Source organism: Bengtsoniella intestinalis, from assembly GCF_039719005.1.
In the GTDB taxonomy this organism is placed as follows: Bacteria; Bacillota; Clostridia; order Oscillospirales; family Oscillospiraceae; genus Oscillibacter; species Oscillibacter intestinalis.
This window is the reverse complement of sequence record NZ_CP133584.1, coordinates 3,797,372-3,814,787: the sequence shown is the minus strand read 5'-3', so window position 1 is coordinate 3,814,787 and position 17,416 is coordinate 3,797,372. Positions and strand designations below refer to the sequence as shown.

The 17,416-nt window shown below is 47.7% G+C and carries 20 protein-coding genes; 8 read left to right on the top strand and 12 right to left on the bottom strand.

All coding sequences use genetic code 11. From position 1 onward, the window contains the following. The first annotated feature begins 1 nt into the window (after window position 1). From RFF05_RS18275 to RFF05_RS18245, 7 genes are all read left to right on the top strand, one after another. On the top strand, window positions 2–1,300 hold the full coding sequence (locus RFF05_RS18275; protein WP_409968419.1) for a hypothetical protein: 1,299 nt from the start codon (window positions 2–4) through the stop codon (window positions 1,298–1,300). 131 nt (window positions 1,301–1,431) lie between these two features. Continuing rightward, window positions 1,432–1,788 (top strand): BlaI/MecI/CopY family transcriptional regulator, encoded by a 357-nt coding sequence (locus RFF05_RS18270; RefSeq protein ID WP_409968418.1) that lies wholly within the window; start codon window positions 1,432–1,434, stop codon window positions 1,786–1,788. Window positions 1,789–1,791: 3 nt separating this feature from the next. Next, window positions 1,792–3,771, top strand: a complete 1,980-nt coding sequence (locus tag RFF05_RS18265) for a M56 family metallopeptidase (protein WP_409968417.1) — start codon at window positions 1,792–1,794, stop codon at window positions 3,769–3,771. 134 nt (window positions 3,772–3,905) lie between these two features. Then, a complete protein-coding gene (locus RFF05_RS18260) occupies window positions 3,906–4,865 on the top strand; it encodes a transposase (RefSeq protein WP_409968416.1) in 960 nt (319 codons plus the stop codon). Between the two features lie 18 nt (window positions 4,866–4,883). Beyond that, window positions 4,884–5,210 (top strand): transposase, encoded by a 327-nt coding sequence (locus tag RFF05_RS18255; RefSeq protein WP_409967432.1) that lies wholly within the window; start codon window positions 4,884–4,886, stop codon window positions 5,208–5,210. Continuing rightward, window positions 5,161–6,060: an IS3 family transposase gene (locus RFF05_RS18250; RefSeq protein ID WP_409967433.1), complete on the top strand. Its 900-nt coding sequence runs from the start codon at window positions 5,161–5,163 to the stop codon at window positions 6,058–6,060. The genes RFF05_RS18255 and RFF05_RS18250 overlap by 50 nt, the downstream gene beginning before the upstream one ends. Window positions 6,061–6,282: 222 nt before the next feature. Beyond that, on the top strand, window positions 6,283–6,756 hold the full coding sequence (locus tag RFF05_RS18245) for a transposase (protein WP_409970143.1): 474 nt from the start codon (window positions 6,283–6,285) through the stop codon (window positions 6,754–6,756). Between the two features lie 153 nt (window positions 6,757–6,909). Here the strand turns inward: RFF05_RS18245 and RFF05_RS18240 are convergent, their stop codons facing one another. The 8 genes from RFF05_RS18240 to RFF05_RS18205 all read right to left on the bottom strand — a co-directional run bounded on the left by RFF05_RS18240 (window position 6,910) and on the right by RFF05_RS18205 (window position 13,118). Next, complete coding sequence (locus tag RFF05_RS18240; RefSeq protein WP_409968415.1) at window positions 6,910–7,884, bottom strand: M23 family metallopeptidase; 975 nt, start codon at window positions 7,882–7,884, stop codon at window positions 6,910–6,912. After that, window positions 7,877–8,380 (bottom strand): RNA polymerase sigma factor, encoded by a 504-nt coding sequence (locus tag RFF05_RS18235; RefSeq protein WP_409968414.1) that lies wholly within the window; start codon window positions 8,378–8,380, stop codon window positions 7,877–7,879. Before RFF05_RS18235 ends, RFF05_RS18240 begins: the two co-directional genes overlap by 8 nt. Window positions 8,381–8,599: 219 nt before the next feature. Then, window positions 8,600–9,187: a hypothetical protein gene (locus RFF05_RS18230; protein ID WP_409968413.1), complete on the bottom strand. Its 588-nt coding sequence runs from the start codon at window positions 9,185–9,187 to the stop codon at window positions 8,600–8,602. Beyond that, entirely contained in the window at window positions 9,180–9,425 is a 246-nt protein-coding gene (locus RFF05_RS18225; protein WP_409968412.1) for an RNA polymerase sigma factor, read from the bottom strand. The genes RFF05_RS18230 and RFF05_RS18225 overlap by 8 nt, the downstream gene beginning before the upstream one ends. A 157-nt stretch (window positions 9,426–9,582) precedes the next feature. Further along, window positions 9,583–10,953: an IS4 family transposase gene (locus tag RFF05_RS18220; protein WP_409966964.1), complete on the bottom strand. Its 1,371-nt coding sequence runs from the start codon at window positions 10,951–10,953 to the stop codon at window positions 9,583–9,585. Between the two features lie 97 nt (window positions 10,954–11,050). After that, window positions 11,051–11,272: an RNA polymerase sigma factor gene (locus RFF05_RS18215; RefSeq protein WP_409968411.1), complete on the bottom strand. Its 222-nt coding sequence runs from the start codon at window positions 11,270–11,272 to the stop codon at window positions 11,051–11,053. Window positions 11,273–11,401: 129 nt separating this feature from the next. Continuing rightward, window positions 11,402–12,784 (bottom strand): FtsW/RodA/SpoVE family cell cycle protein, encoded by a 1,383-nt coding sequence (locus RFF05_RS18210; protein ID WP_409968410.1) that lies wholly within the window; start codon window positions 12,782–12,784, stop codon window positions 11,402–11,404. After that, window positions 12,771–13,118, bottom strand: a complete 348-nt coding sequence (locus RFF05_RS18205; protein ID WP_409968409.1) for a PadR family transcriptional regulator — start codon at window positions 13,116–13,118, stop codon at window positions 12,771–12,773. Before RFF05_RS18205 ends, RFF05_RS18210 begins: the two co-directional genes overlap by 14 nt. 133 nt (window positions 13,119–13,251) lie before the next feature. On the opposite strand from RFF05_RS18205, the gene RFF05_RS18200 reads away from it, so the two are divergent. Continuing rightward, window positions 13,252–13,467, top strand: coding sequence for a hypothetical protein (locus RFF05_RS18200; protein WP_409968408.1), 216 nt, complete (start codon window positions 13,252–13,254; stop codon window positions 13,465–13,467). Window positions 13,468–13,517: 50 nt separating this feature from the next. On the opposite strand, the gene RFF05_RS18195 is transcribed toward RFF05_RS18200, so the two are convergent. The 4 genes from RFF05_RS18195 to RFF05_RS18180 all read right to left on the bottom strand — a co-directional run bounded on the left by RFF05_RS18195 (window position 13,518) and on the right by RFF05_RS18180 (window position 17,340). Beyond that, on the bottom strand, window positions 13,518–13,829 hold the full coding sequence (locus RFF05_RS18195; protein ID WP_409968407.1) for a DUF6054 family protein: 312 nt from the start codon (window positions 13,827–13,829) through the stop codon (window positions 13,518–13,520). A 126-nt stretch (window positions 13,830–13,955) separates the two neighbouring features. Then, window positions 13,956–14,609: a hypothetical protein gene (locus RFF05_RS18190; protein ID WP_409968406.1), complete on the bottom strand. Its 654-nt coding sequence runs from the start codon at window positions 14,607–14,609 to the stop codon at window positions 13,956–13,958. 11 nt (window positions 14,610–14,620) lie between these two features. Beyond that, window positions 14,621–16,969: a M56 family metallopeptidase gene (locus RFF05_RS18185; protein WP_409968405.1), complete on the bottom strand. Its 2,349-nt coding sequence runs from the start codon at window positions 16,967–16,969 to the stop codon at window positions 14,621–14,623. 2 nt (window positions 16,970–16,971) lie between these two features. After that, window positions 16,972–17,340 (bottom strand): BlaI/MecI/CopY family transcriptional regulator, encoded by a 369-nt coding sequence (locus RFF05_RS18180; protein WP_409968404.1) that lies wholly within the window; start codon window positions 17,338–17,340, stop codon window positions 16,972–16,974. Window positions 17,341–17,416: the final 76 nt, after the last annotated feature.

The following is a 17,416-nucleotide window of genomic DNA, read 5'->3' as shown; positions in this document are numbered from 1 at the left end:
CATGGAGCAAGTTGCCCTCCAAGTTGATGAACAATATTTCCTGCTAGATACAGACCAGACGGTTGCATGGATGGATCTGGTGAAGTATGTTACTAGCAAGAGTGCTGTCGCCCAGCCAGAAACACCACCCACCGAAACCCCTGATATAACCGAAATCAAACAGGTCATCCACACCCAGATGGCGGATGTGACCCACGACGGCATCCCTGACATCATCGAAACCACCATTTCTGTCCATAGTGAGTATGTGGACAAAGATTTACAAGCCTTGCTCAATCAAACCTATCCCTGTGATATTGCCGTCTATGACCCCATTCTTTCCACAAATACACCCATTTATGAGCAGAGTTATGGTGCGCCCCATACTGGAAACGGACAACTAAGTCTGGCGGAAATAGATGGGCTATCTTACCTGTTAGAAGGCAGCCTCTACACAGGCCAAGGCTACTACACCTTTGCACACAGCATATTCTCCTTGGATAGCCAAGGAAATCGCCAAGTGAAGGCAGAAGATAGCACCGAAGGACAGATAAGCGATGGGGACGCAGCAAGTAAAATCAACACCTATTTTAGCAATCTGACCCCTTGGGTAGAACGTGCCACCGCCATTGCCATTTTGGATATCAACTTAGAAAATCAGATGGTGAGCACAGAAGATGAGTCTTATTTGGCGAAAGATTACTACGAAGCTATGGGTGAATATTATAACGAGATGGCCTGTGAATATGCCCTCCTCAGCACCCCACAGCCCCTGACAGCTGACGAACTTTCCTATTTCAACGAAACCTATTTCAACGGTGCAACAGGTCAGAATTTGAATCCAGCCAATCAATTCCTCCACAATTCATTTGATTTGCCTATCAATATCGATTTGTTCATGCTCTTTTATCATGGCGCTGGTGCCGATTATGCTATGAGTGAAGACGGCGAGTATGACGCAGTGGCACAGGCCTACGGCTTCGACAGCTGGGCGGAGATTCCCACCGATGTGACCCCAATTCCAAAGACTTCTATGGACGATATGCTGGAGCAATATACAGGCATCGACCTGTTTGCCTCCAATAAAATTGGACTGGAAAACTTCAAATATTTAGAGGAATACGACTGTTACTATAACCTCCACGGCGATACCAATTACTACGGCACTGTGGAATTTGTGTCGGGCACCCAGACGGGCGACCAGATTGCCCTCAGCTACTACAACAGCTGGCAACAGGCGGACTATATTCTGACTTTGGTTGACTATGGCGGAGGAGACTATAAGATTTACTCCAATCTACCTGCAATCATAGCGGAATAAGCAACCATGACCCCCACGAAATGAAATCCGTGGGGGTCATTATTTTCCCCCTTGACAAATGCGGTTTATTGCTGTAAACTAAAATTAGTTTATAAGAATAAACCGCAGAACTCAAAAAGGGGGACACCCACATGGAATATAAAATCGGAGACGTGGAGCTGCGCTTTGCACAGCTCATCTGGGCGAATCAGCCCATCCCATCGGGGGAATTGGTGGGTCTAGCGGCAGAGGCGCTGACTTGGAAAAAGCCTACCACCTATACTGTCTTGCGCAAGCTCTGCGAAAAGGGCTTGTTTGAGAACAAAGACGGATTGGTGACGGCAAAGATCTCACAGGAGGACTTTATGGCTGTCCGCAGTGAGACCTTTGTGGAGGAGTCCTTCGGTGGATCACTCCCTCGATTCTTGGCGGCTTTTTCTCGAGGGAAGAAGCTATCGGATGCCGAAATTGCTGAAATCAAAGCCATCATCGACGGACAGGAGGGGTAAATCATGTTGGATAACCTATTTGTAGAGATACTCAACCTGACTTTGACAGGTAGCTTTGTCATTCTGGGTGTGATTGTGGCACGGTTTCTGATGCTGAAATTTCCAAAAAAGTATAGCTATCTTCTCTGGGCTATCGTGCTGGTGCGATTGCTGGTGCCCATTTCATGGGAGAGTGATTTGAGCCTGATACCCACCACCAGTCAGCCCATCTTCACCCCAGAAATGGTCTATGAGACTGTTCCACAAGTGGACACAGGGGTGGAGGTTTTAGACGAGGTGATTAACCCCATTTTGCCCCCAGTGACTCAACCAGAGGCCAGTGTCAACCCCATTCAAATATGGATTTTTGTGGGGCGTGTTCTCTGGATGACTGGCATGACAGCCATGGCTGTTTACGGGCTGGTGCAATATATTTTACTAAAACGCAAGCTGGCGACGGCAATCCCATTGGAAAATCGTATTTATCTTGCGGACAATATTCCATCGCCCTTTGTGCTGGGGCTAATTCGTCCAAAAATCTATCTACCCTCTCATTTAGAAGAACAGGAGCGTGGCTATATCATTGCCCATGAGCAGTGCCATCTGAAACGATTTGACCATGTGACCCGTGTGCTGGCTTTTGTGGCACTGACCGTCCACTGGTTCAACCCCCTTGTCTGGATGGCCTTCGTGTTGTCGGAACGTGATATGGAGCGCTCCTGCGACGAGGCGGTGATGGGCACCATGGAGGGGGACATCCGCCGTGACTATGCCAATTCCCTGCTCCGCTTTGCCAGCCGTGGACGGCTCATCTCCGCTACCCCTCTGGCCTTTGGCGAAGGGGATACCAAGGGGCGTGTGAAGAATGTCATGGGGTATAAAAAGCCTGTGGTTTGGGTGACTGTGGTGGCCATTGTGCTGGCAGTGTGCGTGGGTGTGGGGCTAATGAGCAATGCCAAGGAGCGGTATTTCCCCTTGCAAAGCAATGCACTTTCTGATTTGAATCCAGATGAAATTCTCCAAAATATAGAGAATATCACTGGCTATTCCTCTGGGAGCTTACACCTGACCCCTGACAATTTTGGATTGACAGTGGATGCAGATTTCAACATGGTGCAAGATGAAGCCATCCGCTTTTTATATAGTGAAGATGGTGAAACCATGGCCTCTCAGTTGCGGATTTTCCTCACAGAGGACAACCGCTTTTTTGTGACCGAACCAGACCCATGGGTCGCCCCAACGGAGCAGGTATTCCACCTATATCATTACCTCAGCGCCCTGAAATACCTGCCCACTGATGCCATTGGTGAAATGGCAGGAGATGCTCCTGACCGTTATGCCATTGAATTATCACGAAACGACACCAAATACAACGCAGACCGCATGATTTACTACACCCAAAACGGCGTGGAGCAGACCGACGGCTGGCTGATTCGTTTGGATATTCAACCCCTGTACAGCGACGGTGGCAGTGGGTATACTGGTGTGGGACACGACATTATCCATGCGTTTTACTCGGATGATACTACAATCAGTACCGACTATGATAGCGACTCCCTCGACCAAGCCATTTCTGACGGTGCCTTTGTCTACAACAGCGATGGCGTCATTTCAGGGCGAGAATACCTAGATGCCTTTGAAGAAGCATCGGCCAACCGTGAGGATGGTAGCTTGCGCTGTGTCCATCAGTTCACCCCAGACGGGGCAGAGGAACCTACGTCAGCCGTGACGGATATTGTGTATGAAAACGAACTATTCACCGTCACCCAGTATCCCACCACCCCAGAAGAAACCCAGTTGGTGAATACCTATCAATATTTGGTGACAGAAACGGTGCCCCCCATGTCCAGCACCGCCAAGTACGAAACCTGCCGTGCCTATTATCTGGTGAACGACCCAAATGTGACCTACCAAGATATTATGAACGGATTTCTCAGCTCCCAATTGGGAGCTGCAGAGGATGCCTATGTGATTTATGTGGAGTTTATCTATCCAGAAGAATAACGCAAAAAGGGTGCAGGCCAAGGCCCAATGTCATTAAGATAAGCCTGGGTGCTACAAGAAAAACACCCAGAACCTTTTAAAAAAAGCTTGACAATTACAAAAAAATGTGCGGTCGCCTTCATTGACTTTGGTCAATGAAGGCGACCCTTGTTATTGAGCATAACGCTGATAACAAAGGAGATGCACACATGACATTCACAACAAAAAACATAAAAAGAACACTAAAAAAATCCATAAAAACCCTTTCGCAAAACGCTGTAAAATATGCTGAAAATCCAGAAAAAGACTTCACCCGAAATAGGAAGTTACCATTTGAAAAAGTAATTGAAACAACCTTATCTCTCACAGGAAAAACACTATATGGGGAATTATCCGAACAATTCGGCATACATTCATCCTCACCTACAGTATCCGCTTTTGTGCAACAACGAAACAAAATCAAATCAACTGCCTTCGAGGATTTATTCCACCAATTTGTTGCCGAAACAAACCAACCCATCACCCACCGTGGCTACCGCCTTTTGGCTGTGGATGGCTCTAGTTTGCACGTTCCCACCAACCCAAAGGAAGTGGATTCTTACCATCAAAAGGCCAATGACTCCAAGCCTTTTAACCTTTTGCACCTCAACGCCATGTACGATATTTTGCGCAAAACCTACGTGGATGCAACGGTTGAAAAGGGTGAAAACAAGGCCTTTGCCACCATGGTGGCATGTAATCAATCAAAAGTACCCACCATTTACATTGCTGATAGAGGCTACGAATCGTACAATAATTTCGCTCATGTGCAAGAAAGAGGGCAAAAATTCCTTGTCAGAGTGAAGGATTCTGCTTCACGCAACGGTATTTGTCACGGATTATCTTTGCCTGTTGGTGAGGAGTTTGACGTTTCACTGACGCTACACATTTCACGCAAGCAAACAGCGCAAGCCAAAAATCAAAACCTGAAATTTATCGCCCATAGTTCACCATTTGATTTTTTACCCTGCAAAACAAAGAAAAATGAAAAAATCGAGCCATATATAATGGACCCTAGAAACCAAACCAGCACTCGAAAAATTATCGTGAACGTGATACAATATCAAAAACGATAAACGAGAGGAGAACATATCATGCCACGAAGCAGTTACAGCGCCGAATATAAGGCCAAGATCGTCCTAGAAGTCCTCCAGGGTGAGAAGGAATTAAACGTTATCGCTGCCGAGCAGGGGGTTAATCCCAACATGATTCGCAACTGGAAGAAGGAATTTATATCCAATGCCAGTCAGGTTTTCGATGAGAAAAAGCAGGTCAAAGAAGCACATCGGAAGGAGGTTGCCCTGAAAAAAGAGAAGGAGCAGATGCTCCGCACCATCGGCCAATTGACACTGGAGCGAGACTTTATTCAGGGTGCCTTTCGGGACTGCGGCATCCCCGTCCCCAAGTTCCCTCAGGACTGACGCAGACCTGTCCATCCGCCGTCAATGTGAGCTGCTGGGTCTGCCCCGAGGGCAGGTCTACTACCAGCCTGTGGAGGTCGACCAGGAGGCCAAGCGCTGGCGGGAGCACATCATGGCACGCATCGACTACTGGCACACCCAAATGCCCTACATCGGCTCTCGAAAGCTGGTGACCAAGCTGGCCACCGACCAGATTTTTGTGGGTCGCAAGCTGGTTAGGCGACTGATGTGCGAGATGGGAATTCATGCTCTCTATCCCAAGGCAAATCTCTCAAAACGCAACTTTAAAGAGTCTATCGTACCATATTTGCTGAGAAATAAGGTTGTCTCGTTCCCGAATCAAGTGTGGTCAATCGACATCACTTACATCAAAATGCACCACGGGCACATGTATTTGACGGCGATTATCGACTGGTATAGCCGTCTGATTGTGGGCTGGAGTCTGTCCGATACGCTGGACACAGATAACGTCATCGCCGCTGTCCAGCGCGCAATTTCTAGCCACGGCACCCCCGCTTTTCTCAATTCTGACCAAGGATGTCAGTTCACAAGCTCCCAATATAAGGGGTTTTTGAAGGCAAATCACATTGTCCAAAGCATGGATGGTAAGTCCCGTTGGGCGGATAATATCATGATTGAGCGGTGGTTCCGTAGCCTGAAAACCGAGGAAATTTACCTCAACGAGTATCAAAATCCTAGGGTATTGCGCCGTGGAATTGGAAATTATATCAAGCAGTACAACACCTTCAGACCCCATCAAGCACTGGGAAATCAGACTCCAGAGGCCGTGTATGGGGCAGCCTTCACAACGCCAACCAACCACCTTGACAGTCTGGCACAGGCTGGTTGAGGACTGGTGGCGACGGGAGGTCGTGGGTTGTAGGCGGAGGCCGTTCCCCTCGCCTTTCCCATTGTACCAGCCTGACCCAGTCGGTCAAGGCAACCCTTCGGGCGGCTACCCTGGAGGTAACCACAACCAGGCTTGGCTCAGGAAGCAAAATAGGTTGTTGTGTTCACGATAAATTTTGAGGAAGTGGTCTTGACAGGGGGACCATTATAATATCCGTTACATATTCGCCTCGTTTGCTTTAAACTTTCTGAAAATTCTTACGAAACGGTTGCCACAAATTTGGATAAAAGTGAATTTGATTCTGCTGCCCTCAAGGATTTGTACGCCAAGCGATGGGGTATCGAAACGTCCTTCCGCTCTTTGAAATTCACCGTCGGATTGCTGTATTTTCACAGCAAAAAGACGAAGCTTCTTCTTCAAGAAATCTTCGCCAAGTTGATTATATACAATTTTACACAGTTGATAACCTCGTGCATTGCTGTAAAAAAAGTTACCAGAAAGCGGGTTTATCAAATAAATTTCGCTGTTGCCACTCAAATTTGTCGTAAATTCTTTGGGAAGAATGTACCCGTCGCCGAAGTTGAAGCCTGCATCGCAAAAAACCTAACACCCATGCGAAATTTGCCCTCAAACCCACGCAAGCGACGCAACACGAACCCCAGAACCGACACCTCTTTTTTCTATCGCTTGGCGTAATGCCACGTTATAAGGACAAGCAAGCAGATTGAAAAATCTGCTTGCTTGTCCTGCGCATTTTTAGATTCCGATGATTTTTTATTAGCTGTTCTTGCGTTTTAATAGCTTAACTTAATGACATTGGGCCAAGGCCTGCACCCTTTTTGCACTATTTCACTCCAAACCCAACACCAACGCAGGATTCACAGGCACATCATCTAATAGCAACCCAAATCCCAAATGGGGGCCAGTGGCCGTTCCAGTTTGCCCCACGGTGGCAATCACATCGTCAAGTAGCACGCTATCGCCCACTTCTTTGAGTAAGCTCTCACAGTGTTGATAAGTGGACTGCAAGCCATCTCCATGGTCGATGACCAGATAGTTACCTCCGCCAGAAGCAAAGCCAGCTTCCACCACGGTGCCAGCGGCAAAGGGATAGATATTGCTGCCCTGCTCTGCCACCAAATCCACCGCTGTATGGATGTAATTTCCGTCCTCTTGGTAGTCATTATAGGGGAAAGAAATCTCCATCTCCTCCAAGGGATTTTGGATTTCATAATGTTCGCTAATGAACTCCACCGCAGTTTTAGAGGTGTTGTCCTCCTGCGGGGTGGGTGCCCAACCTGCATCTTCTACATCATCAGAGGGCAGAGCTGGCGCAAAACTCAAAGAGGCCATCCACGTCTGCCCAAAGGCAAAGTTGTTGGTGGTCAGCAGGAAGTGATACCAGTCGTTTTCTGGGAGAGGTGTCTCCAACTGGGCAATCAATTCCTCTGGAATTTGAATGGAGAGGGTAGCGGCTTCGTTGGGGGCAATGGTGGGCATCGTTTGGGAACTCTCCCAAATCATTTCGCTGGTAGACCACTGCTCCAGCTGAAATTCCGAGTTAAATTGCAGGGGGATATTGGCCTGATTCTCCACCGAGATTTCCACCAAACCGTTCCCCAAATACTGGGCATCCAGTGCCAAATTGTCTCCATCGATGCCCGAAACCAGGCGATAGCCAAAGGCCGTCAGTATCAGTAGCGTTGGAATACAGGCGGCGATTAGTAGCGTTTTAGGCAGGTGATTCTTTCTGCGTTTCTGTTCCATTTTTTGAATTGTCTCCTCTTTTAGCCGTGTAGGGGCTTTGATATTTAGATTATTCATACGATCTAGCCTCCTCAAGTTTTAATTTCAGTCGCCCTCTGGCGGTATGCAGTCTGGATTTCACCGTACCCGACGGGAGCTCCAAAATGGTGGCAATCTCCTCCACCCGATAGCCCTCGTAGTAATAGAGGTACGTTGGACTGCGTAGCTTGGAGGGCAGTTGTGCCAGTGCCTCACGCACTTCGTCTATGAGGGCGTGTTCCTCCTGTGGGAGGGGGCTGTCTGTTTGCTCGGGCAGGAGGGTCACACGCTGTTTCCAGAAGCAGAGGTGATGATTTTTACAGCGGTTGATGGTAGTGCGAATGAGCCAATGCTTCAGGTGGGTTTCACTCTCAATAGAGTGAAGATGTCCCATAAGAGCGATGAACACCTCTTGAAAAATATCCTCAGCGTCCTCTTTGTGGCGTGTCTGGGTGATGGCAATGCGATAGACCATATCGCCATGGAGATGGACGATTTCCTCGCAAGATAGTTGGATGGGCACAGTGATTGTCACTTCCTTTCGCTGGGATTGAAAAGCCTTTTCACTAATAATACAATAGAAAAATGCTTTTGGTTCAAAAGTTTTGAATTTTCCCAAAATTGAAGAAAAGGGTGCAGACTATACAGCCTGCACCACCTCTTAAAAAGTCAAAGCAATAGCCACCCTTCTCCATAGAAACAGCAACAGGGCAGGCATCTTTATAAAAAGATGCCTGCCCTGTCGGGTTGATACTTAATTGAATTCCCACGGTGCCACAAATTTATAGGGGCTGATCGCATCGCCACCTTGATACTTGATGGTCATATAGAGGGTTCCGTCACCGTCAGGGATTTGGACGTAACAGACACCGTCATTGAATTTGTCGGTAATCTCCACCGCTTGGTCAATATAGTACACCCAAACACTGCCATCGTCCTCATAGATCACATCAGGATACATCATTTCCTCCATCAATTCCTCTGGGGTGAGGGGGCGTTCTGTGCCATCGTCGTTGAAGGCCACACCACCGCCACCACCAGAAACCAAATCTCCATTGCGGTCTAAATACTCCATGGCATAGGTGCCATCTGCGTTGAAATCGATGGTCACGTCGGTTTGGTCGCCTGCAATCCACATCTGGACAGTACGCTGAATGTTGCCCACGTTGGCGGCATAAGCCACCGTGGAGCCACCGATCACCATGGCGCAGATTGCCGCCACTGCAATCAAATTTTTGAGTTTTAGTTTCTTCATCCGTTTCATTTTGATAGCCTCCAATTCAAAATCCTTGGAGATAGGAAGGGCGGAAAACGCCTGCTTATATTGTTCGTGATTAGTCATCCTGCCATATCTCCTTCAATGCTTGTTTTAACATGGTTCTCCCTCGTGACAATCGGACTTTTACGTTGGATTCGGACAATTTGAGGATTTGGGCAATTTCTTTGGCAGAGTAGTCCTCGTAGTAAAATAGGTGGATGACCACCCGATACTTCTCTGGTAGTGCCATCACCCCATCAAATATCTGGGACGATTCTGGGGTTTCAAAGGTCAGCGTTTCCACATAATCCTCAAAAGGCACGCACCGCCGCCGAAAAAAGGATGTGGTTTTGTTCCAATGTCATTAAGTTAAGCTATTAAAACGCAAGAACAGCTAATAAAAAATCATCGGAATCTAAAAATGCGCAGGACAAGCAAGCAGATTTTTCAATCTGCTTGCTTGTCCTTATAACGTGGCATTACGCCAAGCGATAGAAAAAAGAGGTGTCGGTTCTGGGGTTCGTGTTGCGTCGCTTGCGTGGGTTTGAGGGCAAATTTCGCATGGGTGTTAGGTTTTTTGCGATGCAGGCTTCAACTTCGGCGACGGGTACATTCTTCCCAAAGAATTTACGACAAATTTGAGTGGCAACAGCGAAATTTATTTGATAAACCCGCTTTCTGGTAACTTTTTTTACAGCAATGCACGAGGTTATCAACTGTGTAAAATTGTATATAATCAACTTGGCGAAGATTTCTTGAAGAAGAAGCTTCGTCTTTTTGCTGTGAAAATACAGCAATCCGACGGTGAATTTCAAAGAGCGGAAGGACGTTTCGATACCCCATCGCTTGGCGTACAAATCCTTGAGGGCAGCAGAATCAAATTCACTTTTATCCAAATTTGTGGCAACCGTTTCGTAAGAATTTTCAGAAAGTTTAAAGCAAACGAGGCGAATATGTAACGGATATGGCTCGATTTTTTCATTTTTCTTTGTTTTGCAGGGTAAAAAATCAAATGGTGAACTATGGGCGATAAATTTCAGGTTTTGATTTTTGGCTTGCGCTGTTTGCTTGCGTGAAATGTGTAGCGTCAGTGAAACGTCAAACTCCTCACCAACAGGCAAAGATAATCCGTGACAAATACCGTTGCGTGAAGCAGAATCCTTCACTCTGACAAGGAATTTTTGCCCTCTTTCTTGCACATGAGCGAAATTATTGTACGATTCGTAGCCTCTATCAGCAATGTAAATGGTGGGTACTTTTGATTGATTACGTGCCACCATGGTGGCAAAGGCCTTGTTTTCACCCTTTTCAACCGTTGCATCCACGTAGGTTTTGCGCAAAATATCGTACATGGCGTTGAGGTGCAAAAGGTTAAAAGGCTTGGAGTCATTGGCCTTTTGATGGTAAGAATCCACTTCCTTTGGGTTGGTGGGAACGTGCAAACTAGAGCCATCCACAGCCAAAAGGCGGTAGCCACGGTGGGTGATGGGTTGGTTTGTTTCGGCAACAAATTGGTGGAATAAATCCTCGAAGGCAGTTGATTTGATTTTGTTTCGTTGTTGCACAAAAGCGGATACTGTAGGTGAGGATGAATGTATGCCGAATTGTTCGGATAATTCCCCATATAGTGTTTTTCCTGTGAGAGATAAGGTTGTTTCAATTACTTTTTCAAATGGTAACTTCCTATTTCGGGTGAAGTCTTTTTCTGGATTTTCAGCATATTTTACAGCGTTTTGCGAAAGGGCTTTTATGGATTTTTTTAGTGTTCTTTTTATGTTTTTTGTTGTGAATGTCATGTGTGCATCTCCTTTGTTATCAGCGTTATGCTCAATAACAAGGGTCGCCTTCATTGACTTTGGTCAATGAAGGCGACCGCACATTTTTTTGTAATTGTCAAGCTTTTTTTAAAAGGTTCTGGGTGTTTTTCTTGTAGCACCCAGGCTTATCTTAATGACATTGGGTTTTGTTCTTCGCTTTGTTGATGGCCACTCGCAACAGCCATGCCCTGATATGTTCCGCTGTCTCGAAGTCCTTGTGGGTGGATAAGTAGGCCAGAAGCGTGTCCTGTACCACATCCTCCCCATCTTGAGGACTTTTGCAGATATTCAGCGCAACTGCGTACAGATTTTGCTGATACTGCGTGATGATTGTCTCGATTGGAAGTCGCATATTGTTCTCCTTGTGCTTGAAAAGCTTTTCACCAGTAATACAATCGGGAGAGGCAAAAGGTTACAAAACATTGGGAATTTTTTCTGGAGGGGTTGAAAAAGGGTGCAGATGGCCTGCACCCCCTTTACATTATTTTCTCAGACGAATGGTCAGTGTACCATCGGTGTAGCCCACTCTATGCTGGATATGGCCATGGTAGGACTGCACATCATCACTGGCGATGTCACCTGTGCGGAACACAGACAGCATAAAACCAACCAAGGCACCATTGATAACCATGCTGGTATTGCCAAAGGAGACAAAGGGCAAGGGCAGAGAAGAAAATAGCCCATACCCCAAATTGGCTATCAAATACGAGCACCCTTGCAATAGAAATACCAGCATGATAGACAGCGCCACCATGGAACCTAGCATACTTTTTTCGCCCACGGCTTTTCGGATGCCAAGGATGGAAAACAGTAGAAACAGTAGCGTTACCACAAAAAACACTACAAAGCCCACTTCATGAATCAGATAGGTGAGGGAGTAGTCAGTTGTAATGTTAGGCAAAAGATATTGAATGTCAGAAACTGTCCCCTTCCCATAAAAAACCGACTGGGCAAGAATTTCTCTGACGGTGTGGTATAGATACCCCGTGGCCAATGGGTCAAGCTCTGGATTGAAAAACACATCGAGTCGACTGTGGGCATAGGAAGGAATCCAAGATATCCGTAGGGAAATTCCTGCCAAAACCCCTAGCACTGGCACCCATACCAATGCCAAATGTTCCTTGATATGACTGCCAAACCACCCACGGAGGATGGCAAAACACAAAACAGCCAGTGCGCTGAGGGTGTAAATGAGCAGTCCAATCACCGTGGGCACCAACATCAACACCATGGCCAAGGGCAGATACCCTGCGCCACTGAGTAGTACACCCATGGCACCTCGCCCTCTCATGCTATACACCCACAGAGCGTAGGCCAAGGAAAAAAGCAAACAGAGATATGACAGGGACACTCTGCTTCCCAATAGAGAAAGTACAACCACACCTTGAAATCTACCTGTAATTGAGCTAATGGCAACTAGAGCAGCCAGAAACACGCCCAGATATATCTTTTTAGGGTGCTTGCCCAGTAGGGTGAAATCCAAATGATAACAGAGCCCCACAATGCCAAAAGTCAACAGGTAAAAAACAACATGATACTGGTTGTAGTTGTCGGTCATGTCCTTGAGATAGCCGTTCATCACAGCGCCCATTGCCAAAAACATCCCCACAAAGCCAAGTAGCATCCATTGAGGTTTGGGGCGATGGGTGGCATCCAACTCTTGCCCCACAGAAATTGCATCCCCCATTTGAGCGATGGCCTTCTGGGTGGCCATGGGCTCTCCATCCCCTTGGTCTGTATAGGCATCTCGTTGGTCGAGGATGTGGGTTTCTATCTCACGGGTCACCATGGGCTTTACTTTTTTCCAACGAATTTCATTGCAGACGATCTCACAATAGGCCGTGATTTGTTCACGGGGTTCCATAGGCCAGCCCTCCGTTCAAGATTTTATTGACCGTGGCGGAATAGGCCATCCACTCTTGCTGTTTCTGCGCCAAAAGCCCTTGACCGTCCTTGGTCAAGTGGTAATATTTGCGAGTGCGGTCATTGACGGAGGTTTCTTCATAAGAGGAAACCATCCCCTTTTTCTCTAGCGTGTGCAACAGCGGATAGAGGGTGCCAGCCTTCAAATCAAAGGTGTGGTCAGATTTTTTCGCCAATGTGTCAATCATTTCATAGCCGTACATATCTTTTTCTTCTAGCAATTTCAGAATCAACGTGGTAGTGCTCCCTGTGAGCAGACTTTTATCAATAGACATCCCGTTCCTCCTATATATAGATTACCGATATATGCAGTATATATCGGTAATCTATATATGTCAAGGGTGTTTTTGCAAAATGGGAAATTTTGTGCTAGTCTATGCTATATCATATTGAAAGGAGCTGTCAGCCATGACATTTGAAAGCGTTTTAGCAGAATTTAAGGACTACCTAGAAGCAGATACCATCTGCGAGGTGGTCAACACCAGCCGAGGATACACGGTGCTACTTTGGGAGGAAAAATTGAAACAGTGGTACGGCGTAGAACTATGCCCCACACCCCAAGACCTACGTCAAGTATTGCAAACCAATTGTAATGAGTTTGAAACGATTGAAAAGAGATATTAACCAAAACACCGCCAAGATGTAGGACTTCCCTACCCCTTGGCGGTGTTTGTTTACCCTTGCAACACAGCGCACACGTCGTTTAGAAATTCATCGTCTGCGCCCCATGAGAATTTGAACAACATTCCCTGCGCTGACCCACCAGACATGACGATGATGTCGTGTTCGATGGGAGAATGGGAGTAGATGCTGACGGCACAACAGGACACGTTACTGTTGCGCATGAAGTACTTTTCAATGAGCAAGCTGGTCAGTTGCCCCGCCTGCTCCATCTCCACTTCTACAGTCATCCCTAGCTTTTCTAGGTTTTGGATGACGTTGTTGAATTGGATGACTTTGTTATGCTTGAATGCTCTTTTTACCATGTATATCGCTCCTTATCCTTCAAACTGCACCGCTGATACGGTGGCTTGGATGGTGCGACAGACGTAGTCTGGGTTGCTAACGGAGAGGTAAATGGGAGCAAGGAGAACGCTATCTTCATCCAGAATCTAAAAGGTACGGGTGACGGTACTGTTGGCTGGCACGGTGCCATAGGCCTGCATGGCCCCATTGCTCTCGCTGTTGTGGATTTGCCCCAAACCGAAGCGCACAGGATAGTCTTGGTAATTGGTGACGGTGACGCTGACGTAGTTGCCTGCCCCTTCTTGGATGGGCAACGCCGTTTCAAAGGCCACTGTGTCAAAGTGTTCTGTCGGTGACAAGAGCACGGTGCCATCTTGGGTGAGGATGGATTCCACTTCTTCCAAGGCATCGTTAAATAGAACGCCAACAGCGGTGGTATCAGTGAAATAGGTGTTTAATAAATAGGTGCTCACACTGTTATACAGTGCAAGTTCCACCGTGTCTGTGTCTCCTTCCCAAGTAACATTCATGCCCAGTGCCTCCGCCATGGCACGGACAGACACATAGTGAGAGGTCTGCCCCAGTTCATCGGTATAGGTGAGGGTGGAAGGGATGGTGGTGCCAGATTGGGTGGTTAGCGGTTGGTCTTTTTCAAACAAGGTGATGTCATTGATGGTCACATTGGCTTGGTTAAAGCTGACTGTTCCAGACACCGCCAAAGCAGTGGTGACACACAGGCACAGTGCAAAGGAAGCCACCATGCCAGCAAAAAAGATGCTTGCTTTTTTCATTGTTTTCATACCATTTCTCCTTATCCTTTTAGGATTGTTTCTACAGTTTGCCAATGATTTTCCGTGGCATTTTCCACCACAATAGGGGCGATGGTGAAGGTGTCCACAGCCACGCCATCTAAGTTGTACACAGGCAAGGTTTGCCCTGCGGTGACGCTTGGCAAAAGATATTTGCTCTCCACATAGCCGGCGTTGCCGTTTTCACCTACCACGGCAATATACTCATCCACAACCTCTGCCCAAACGCTGTACAAGCGACCGTAGGTTTTTCCATTGTGGGTGGTGAACTCTGAGGTGTTGTCCACGGTGAACCCATCTTGCAAAACAAGGGTTTCCGCCGCCCCATTGGTGCCGTCATACAGCGCCAATTCTAAATAAGCCGTCTGGCTTGGATAGGACAAGGTGGTGACCATCAGTGGCATATTGGTATGGGATATGGTCTTTTCTGATAGTGCCAGCAATCGCCCTTGGGCATCGAATGCCCCCAGTTGCAAGCAAGCCAACGCTGGCAAGTCTATTGTGTCACTACATTGCATCCAAAGGGCGCCTAGCGTGGTGTCACCTTGGGGGTAGGCGGTGAGCCAATACTCTGTGGTGCTGTTTTCCCCATGATACAGCTGATTGGCAAGGCTATCGGCGGTGGGAATGCGGTTGGCTATGGTCTGGTCGTAGGCCGCCATCTGTCGCTGTACATAAGCCGCTGCTTTGTCTGGGTCGGCATACAAAAGTGTAGCATCACTTTCGTACTGCTTTTGCACTTGATACCGCAAATCCGCCGCCACCAAACCGCTTAGATGGGTGGACATGGAGGAAACATCAGGCTCTTGGGTGGTGGGGTCTGCATCCACTGGCGAAACAGTTGATTCTGCTGCAGTTTCAACTGCTGCTTCATCCGCAGACAACACAATCTCAACCGTCCAAACTTCGTCGTATAATGGGGTCATGCTAACGCCATCGCCAGAGGGATTGTCTTGATTGCGTACATAAGTGCCAAACTTAGAGAGCTGCAAGGTGTAGGGTTGATTGGCTTTCAGCTCCATATTGTTTACGGTGAGATTCAAGTAAAATTGATTGTCTTGTAGCGTGCTATCTTCATCGCTATAAACATAGCCAATGGTGCCAATCTGTCCGCCAAGCTTGGATTCAGCTAACGTTTCGTTGGGTTTATCAAACAGGGTGCCTTCCGTTTCATCATCAAAGCGATAGTTGTTCAAGGTGCCTTCTTCCCAACCAGTGTACAGCAAAACAGAGTCTAACTCCGTAGCTGTCACCAACAGCTGTATGCTTGCACCTGTGGGGGTTGCCAGTTGTTGCGTTACTTCAATGTCTAAAACCGCCGAGGACACTTCTGGCACAATATCCACTTCCGACTCCACAATCTCTGTTTCAAACACAGCTGTGGGTCCATCGGCACCACCGATGATGGCAATGTCTTTGGCTTCAGCACCTGTAAAGGTAAAACCGATGACACACATGACCACCACGGAAAGCCCAATCACCGTGTATCGTGCCATATTGGGCTTGTTGGCAATGCGACCAATCCGCTCTTTTAGGGTTTTCTTGCCACCCACCATGGTGGAGGCGGTCATCAATAAAGATGGGGTTTGGGCGCAGGTCATTTCTAGCAATGTCCGCCCGTAGGCCATGCGGTCTGCAATGGCAAACCCTGCCATAGTGGCTTCGTCGCAGGCCAATTCACAGTCACGACTACTGAGCACAGCGGCGCACCACACCAGTGGATTGTACCAATGCACCACCAAGCACACACAGCGCAGCAAACTCCAAATATGGTCGCCATGGCGGTGATGGTTCCCCTCGTGAGAGAGCACATGGGCAAGCTGTTGGGGGTTGTCCACCGTGGCAGGGGTGACATAAATGGCAGAGCCAAACAGACACGGGGTGGACAAGTCCTCCACCATGTAAACTGGCAGTTTGGTGCTATCATCATCCAACAATACACGGTTGCGCTTGAGCATCCGTCCAAACCGAAGGTTGGTGTAGCCAAACCAAAGGCCTACCGCAATGCTCCCAGTGATCCAAAGTGCTGTGACCACGGTTCCCACAGGTGGCAGTTGTGGTGTGGTTTCCACTGGCACCGTAGGCTCCAACGTAGGAATCAGTTCCGCTGTTGGTGTGTCCACCGTCACTGTTGGCAAAATCGCTTCTTGGGTGATGAGAAATTCCGATTCTTGCGTCACATTGTTGACACTGATGGCACTGCTGCCAAATTGCACAGGCACTAGCAATCGCACCAATACCAGTCCCCATAGGGCGTATTGCACCCGTTGGGTGATGCGCCCACGGAGCAATCGCCGTAGTGCCACGATGCACACAATCAGCACCGAAGATGATAAAATCCATTGGGTCATAGTCATTCCTCCATGCCTTGCAATAAGGCGTACAACTCTGCCAATTCCTCCTTAGATAGGGGTGCTTCTTGGGTCATGGCGCTGACCATCATGGTCAAACTGCCTTGGTACACACGGTCCAAAAAGGCTTTGGTTTCTTGCTGTGCCACTTGGCTCCGCTCTACCGTGGGATAAAACAGTTTCTTTCCTTGGCTACTATCACTGCCCACCGCCCCTTTGGCTTCTAGCCGTGTCAATAAAGTTAGCGTGGTACTGCGAGACCATTCCATGGTATCCTCTAAAAACGACACCACCTCTCGCCCAGTTTGAGGGGACTTGTCCCACAAACGCTCCATCACGCTCCACTCCGCTGTGGTTAAAGTCAATTCCATAAGACTACCTCCTGTCTATGTTTGTAGACAAAGTATAACAGACTTGTTGACATTTGTCAACAAGTAATGTATGATG

Coding starts and splice junctions, on each gene's coding strand:
- RFF05_RS18275 (WP_409968419.1), top strand. CDS start 2: ATGGAGCAAGTTGCCCTCCAAGTTGATGAACAATATTTCCTGCTAGAT.
- RFF05_RS18270 (WP_409968418.1), top strand. CDS start 1,432: ATGGAATATAAAATCGGAGACGTGGAGCTGCGCTTTGCACAGCTCATC.
- RFF05_RS18265 (WP_409968417.1), top strand. CDS start 1,792: ATGTTGGATAACCTATTTGTAGAGATACTCAACCTGACTTTGACAGGT.
- RFF05_RS18260 (WP_409968416.1), top strand. CDS start 3,906: ATGAAGGCGACCCTTGTTATTGAGCATAACGCTGATAACAAAGGAGAT.
- RFF05_RS18255 (WP_409967432.1), top strand. CDS start 4,884: ATGCCACGAAGCAGTTACAGCGCCGAATATAAGGCCAAGATCGTCCTA.
- RFF05_RS18240 (WP_409968415.1), bottom strand. CDS start 7,884: ATGAATAATCTAAATATCAAAGCCCCTACACGGCTAAAAGAGGAGACA.
- RFF05_RS18230 (WP_409968413.1), bottom strand. CDS start 9,187: ATGACTAATCACGAACAATATAAGCAGGCGTTTTCCGCCCTTCCTATC.
- RFF05_RS18220 (WP_409966964.1), bottom strand. CDS start 10,953: ATGAAGGCGACCCTTGTTATTGAGCATAACGCTGATAACAAAGGAGAT.
- RFF05_RS18215 (WP_409968411.1), bottom strand. CDS start 11,272: ATGCGACTTCCAATCGAGACAATCATCACGCAGTATCAGCAAAATCTG.
- RFF05_RS18210 (WP_409968410.1), bottom strand. CDS start 12,784: ATGGAACCCCGTGAACAAATCACGGCCTATTGTGAGATCGTCTGCAAT.
- RFF05_RS18205 (WP_409968409.1), bottom strand. CDS start 13,118: ATGTCTATTGATAAAAGTCTGCTCACAGGGAGCACTACCACGTTGATT.
- RFF05_RS18200 (WP_409968408.1), top strand. CDS start 13,252: ATGACATTTGAAAGCGTTTTAGCAGAATTTAAGGACTACCTAGAAGCA.
- RFF05_RS18195 (WP_409968407.1), bottom strand. CDS start 13,829: ATGGTAAAAAGAGCATTCAAGCATAACAAAGTCATCCAATTCAACAAC.
- RFF05_RS18190 (WP_409968406.1), bottom strand. CDS start 14,609: ATGAAAACAATGAAAAAAGCAAGCATCTTTTTTGCTGGCATGGTGGCT.
- RFF05_RS18185 (WP_409968405.1), bottom strand. CDS start 16,969: ATGACCCAATGGATTTTATCATCTTCGGTGCTGATTGTGTGCATCGTG.
- RFF05_RS18180 (WP_409968404.1), bottom strand. CDS start 17,340: ATGGAATTGACTTTAACCACAGCGGAGTGGAGCGTGATGGAGCGTTTG.